This is a genomic window from Legionella drancourtii LLAP12 (genome assembly GCF_000162755.2).
GTDB classification, from domain to species: Bacteria; Pseudomonadota; Gammaproteobacteria; order Legionellales; family Legionellaceae; genus Legionella; species Legionella drancourtii.
In genome coordinates, this window is the sequence record NZ_JH413801.1 from 129972 (window position 1) to 134765 (window position 4794).

A 4794-nucleotide genomic window follows, 5' to 3' on the forward strand; every position below is an offset into this window, starting at 1 on the left:
GTGATTTTGCGGAGTGGAAGGCTGAGCCTTATGCGCGGCAGCGCTTGTTGTCTACGGCGTATGATTATGTGCAATATCATTCCTATAACTATTTTCAAAATACGCCAACAGGTACTGTTATTAGTAAACTTAAAGGGATTTTGGATGGTTATGATAGTGTTTTTGCCAATATTCATCATGTTGTTGGTAAGCATTTTTGTGTGGTGGTGGTTTCTATTTTTGTGCTCTTGGTGGTGAACCTGAGTGTGTTTTTATTTATGTTGGTTTGGTGTATTTTGGTTATGGCGGTGATGCTGCCTATGGCCTTAAAGCTGAATCAACTTTCTAATCGTGCGGCAGAAAGTAAGCATCAGGTAATGGGTACTTTTTCCGATAACATTACCAATATTTTTTCTTTATTTTATTTTGCTAAGCGTCGTGCAGAACATCAGCGTATTAATGACTTAATGTCTGATGATTTTGTGCCGCGACAGATTCATCTTTATAAATACGATTTTAAATTTAACCTTATTGGCTCGGTGCTGTATTGGTTCATGTTGATTTCCGTATTTTTATTTATGATTTATTTGCGTAAAAATGGCAGTATTTCTACGGGCGATTTTCTTTTTGTGATGTTGACGGCCATTACCATTTCTTTTGATTTATGGACGTTGATGGGGGGGCTGTGTACTTTTCTTAAAGAAATTGGTGATTTCAAATCGTCTTTTTCTATTTTGCAAACACCGCATGAGGCTTTAGATTGTTCAGAGGCTCGTGCCTTTGCGTTTCAGCAAGGTAAGATTGAATTTAAACAATTGTCTTTTGCTTATGATAACGCGGCTCCTGTGTTTGCAAATCTTAATCTCACTATTCAGCCCGGCGAAAAAATTGGTTTGGTGGGGCATTCTGGTGCCGGTAAATCGACACTGATTTCTTTATTATTGAAAAATTTTAAGCCTACGGCAGGGCAAATTTTAATTGATGATGAATCCGTGGCCAATATTACCTCGGATTCGTTGCGGCAACAAATTTCATTGATTCCACAAGACATCATGCTTTTTCATCGTTCGATTGGGGAAAATATTGGTTATGCCAAAGAAAATGCAACTTTGGCAGAAATTAAGCACGCTGCGGCTATGGCCAATATGGATGCTTTTATTGAGTCCTTACCTGAAAAATACGACACCATGGTTGGTGAGCGTGGCGTGAAGCTTTCGGGTGGGCAGCGCCAGCGTATTGCGATTGCGCGCGCCTTTTTAAAAAATGCATCCATCGTGGTCCTTGATGAGGCTACATCGAGTCTGGATAGTCTTTCTGAGCAAGAAATTCAACAATCGATTAATGCGATGTTGGATGCGAATAAGGCAACAGTTATTGCCATCGCTCATCGTCTTTCGACGATTCGCCATATGGATCGAATTGTGGTGATGGAAGGGGGCGTTATTATTGAAGAGGGGGCCTTTGACGATTTAGTAAATAATGAACACAGTTATTTTAAAAAGTTATGGGACAGTCAAGTAAATGGTATGGTGTTGTAATGAAGCAATTAATATTTTTTTTGTTGGTTATTGTATTTACTCCTTGGGCTTTTGCTAATGATGATTGTTTTTTAGCAAAAGAAAATGGGGTGATGATTCAGCAAGAAGGCGAATGTGAGATACAGCAAGCTCCTTGTTCTACGTTTAAAATTGCGATTAGTTTGATGGGATTTAATGAAGGCATTTTAACCGATGCCACACATCCACAATGGTCTTTTAAGAAAGGTTATAGTGATTTTTTGGCGATTTGGCGGCAATCTCATAATCCAACCCTATGGATGCAAAATAGTTGTGTCTGGTACAGCCAGGTTATTACGCAAAAGTTAGGGATGAAACGATTTAAGAAGTATGTGCATTCTTTTGCTTATGGAAATCAAAATGTGTCTGGAGACAAGGGGCATGATAATGGACTGACGCGCTCTTGGCTATCAAGCTCTTTACGAATTTCGCCTCAGGAACAGATTGAGTTTTTAACACGCTTAAGACAAAATGAATTGCCAGTGAGTGAGAAGGCGGTGAACTTAACTCAGCAAATTTTATTTGTTGAAGACTTACCTCGTGGATGGAAGTTATTTGGAAAAACAGGCGCGGGTTATTTTTTTAATGAGGATGGTTCGCTGCAACAGAATAAGCAAATTGGTTGGTTTGTTGGCTGGGCGGAGAAAGGTTCGCGAATTATTTATTTTTCGCAATTTGTGACGGAAATGGATAATAAGGAGTTTTCTACGGGGAAACACGCCCGGGAGATGGTGAAGAGGAAGCTGTTGTCGTTGGTTGCGAGGGATTGATGCTGTCTGTTGGTATGGGGCTTTAGCCTAAGTACGGCTATGGAGCAAACGCCCCAACCTACAGGACTAATTTTTATTTATGTCCATGACTGTGTGAATGAGTGGATGCTCCAGAGTGCCCATGATTGTGTGAATGTGTATTCGTGAATGGTCCCGCATGCCCATGATTGTGTGAATGCGTATTCGTAAATGGTCCCGCATGTCCATGATTGTGTGAATGCGTGTTCGTAAATGGTCCCGCATGCCCGTGATTGTGTGAATGCGTATTCGTATATGTACTTGGGAAGAACGTATTGCCTCCTTGGTAATAACCAGGAGCATAGCCGTAACGATAGCCGGTTGTATAAGTGGTATTACTTTTACCACCGAAAAATGAGGAGAGGAAAGCAAGTGCCAGAAGCCCGATTATGATTATGGGAAGAATCGGCGCCAATACCAGGGCTGAGGTTGCAAGTGCTGCCTGTGTAGCGACAATAGTCGTAGCTGCAGCACCAAATTTTAACATTGCGGCGGTTACAGCGGCGGCTGTAATTAACGCTGCGGTGGTAACAGCGGCCATGCATTTTAGTAAAAAATAATGATTGGTATTATCGGTTGGTTGTGTCTTTTTTGCCATTTTTCACCTCACAGGTTATTTTTGTATGAAAATGTAACAGGTACTTGAGCGAAAGTGAAGTATTAGTTGTGCAGAAGGAGTTTTGGGTGCCAGCTAAACGCACACCCAAAATGTGTGGTAATTAGGCTGTTTCGTCATCATCCCAGCTTAATGTACCACCTGCTTGATATTCAATAACGCGTGTTTCAAAGAAGTTTTTCTCTTTCTTCAAATCCATCATTTCACTCATCCATGGGAATGGATTTTCCGCGCCGGGGTATTGTTCTGGTAAACCAATTTGGTTTAAGCGGCGGTTGGCAATGAAATGTAGATATTCTTCAAACATTTCCGCGTTCATTCCCAAAATACCATGGGGCATAGTGTCTTTAGCGTATTGGTATTCCATTGCAACACCATCTTTGATCAATTGAATGATCTCTTCTTTAAATTCAGGTGTCCACAAATGTGGATTTTCAATCTTAATTTGGTTAATTACATCAATACCAAAGTTCATGTGCATGGATTCATCACGTAAAATGTATTGGAACTGTTCCGATGTTCCTACCATTTTATTACGACGCCCCATAGATAAAATCTGTGTAAAACCAACATAGAAAAAGATTCCTTCAAAAATGACATAGAAGGCAATTAAGTCGCGTAATAAACGCTGATCATTTTCTATTGTTCCAGTATGGAATGATTCATCACCCAAACTTTGTGTGTAGGGGAGGGCCCACGCTGCCTTAGTCGCAACCGATGGGATCTCACGGTACATATTAAAGACTTCAGCTTCATCAAGCCCCAAGCTTTCAATAACGTACTGATAGGCGTGCGTATGCAATGCCTCCTCGAAGGCTTGGCGTAATAGATATTGTCGGCATTCTGGGTTGGTGATGTGTCTGTACACCGCAAGTACCAGATTGTTCGCAACCAATGAGTCTGCAGTAGAGAAAAATCCTAAATTACGTTTGATAATTAAACGCTCATCATCCGTTAATCCATTAGGATCTTTCCACAGCGCTACGTCAGCACTCATGCTGATTTCATTGGGCATCCAATGGTTTGCACAAGCAGATAAGTATTTATCCCAAGCCCATGTATATTTAAATGGGACCAGTTGGTTTAAATCGGCACGGCAATTGATGATTCGTTTATCATCAACGTGAATGCGCGCCGCTCCCATTTCAATAGACTCATAGCCTGTTGCGCCGACAATATTGCGGGTTGTTTGTTGTATATTCATATCTGACATTAAAATTCTCCTGATTATTGGCACGCTTCACAGTCTGGATCGAGTATGGAGCAAACTTTAGGTTCATCACTTATTATTTTGACCGCATTTAATGCGCCATCAGTGATGGTGGATTTTTCGGCATTTGTTGCCCCTAAACTACGCAAGTAATAAGTAGTTTTTAATCCACGTGTCCAAGCATGCATGTACAATTGATCCAGTTTCTTACCAGAAGGTTGAGCCATATAAATGTTGAGTGATTGCGCTTGATCTATCCATTTTTGACGGCGAGACGCAGCGTCAACTAACCAGATTGGGTCAATTTCAAACGATGTTGCATAACGTTGCTTCAATTCAGCAGGAATACGGCTGATTGGTTGTACGCTGCCGTTGAAATATTTCAGATCATTGACCATTACTTCATCCCAAAGATTCAGTGCTTTTAAATCAGCTACCAGGTAGGGATTAATTACTGTAAATTCACCAGATAAATTAGATTTTACATATAAGTTTTGGTACGTCGGTTCAATTGATTGTGCCACGCCACAAATATTGGAGATTGTTGCTGTAGGCGCAATAGCCATCACGTTGGAGTTACGCATGTTGGAACCGAAAGGGTTTGAATTTCGCCTCAGGAACAGATTGAGTTTTTAACACGCTTAA

The 4794-nt window shown here is 40.9% G+C and carries 4 protein-coding genes and 1 pseudogene; 2 read left to right on the plus strand and 3 right to left on the minus strand.

Annotation, left to right across the window (positions count from 1 at the left end):
- Together LDG_RS03060 and blaOXA are read left to right on the plus strand one after the other, a co-directional pair.
- A partial coding sequence (locus tag LDG_RS03060; RefSeq protein ID WP_040534269.1) for an ABC transporter ATP-binding protein occupies positions 1–1517 on the plus strand: 1517 nt, incomplete at its 5' end.
- Positions 1517–2305, plus strand: coding sequence for a class D beta-lactamase (gene blaOXA, locus LDG_RS03065; protein ID WP_006869664.1), 789 nt, complete (start codon positions 1517–1519; stop codon positions 2303–2305). The genes LDG_RS03060 and blaOXA, both read left to right, overlap by 1 nt.
- Before the next feature lie 73 nt (positions 2306–2378).
- On the opposite strand, the gene LDG_RS18335 is transcribed toward blaOXA, so the two are convergent.
- The 3 genes and pseudogenes from LDG_RS18335 to LDG_RS03080 all read right to left on the minus strand — a co-directional run.
- Complete coding sequence (locus LDG_RS18335; protein WP_006869665.1) at positions 2379–2921, minus strand: hypothetical protein; 543 nt, start codon at positions 2919–2921, stop codon at positions 2379–2381.
- 121 nt (positions 2922–3042) lie between these two features.
- Positions 3043–4152 carry a ribonucleotide-diphosphate reductase subunit beta gene (locus LDG_RS03075; protein WP_006869666.1) on the minus strand — a complete coding sequence of 370 codons (1110 nt, stop codon included), beginning with the start codon at positions 4150–4152 and terminating at the stop codon, positions 3043–3045.
- A gap of 14 nt (positions 4153–4166) precedes the next feature.
- A pseudogene (locus tag LDG_RS03080) lies at positions 4167–4733 on the minus strand (ribonucleoside-diphosphate reductase subunit alpha); the annotation flags it as partial.
- Positions 4734–4794: the final 61 nt, after the last annotated feature.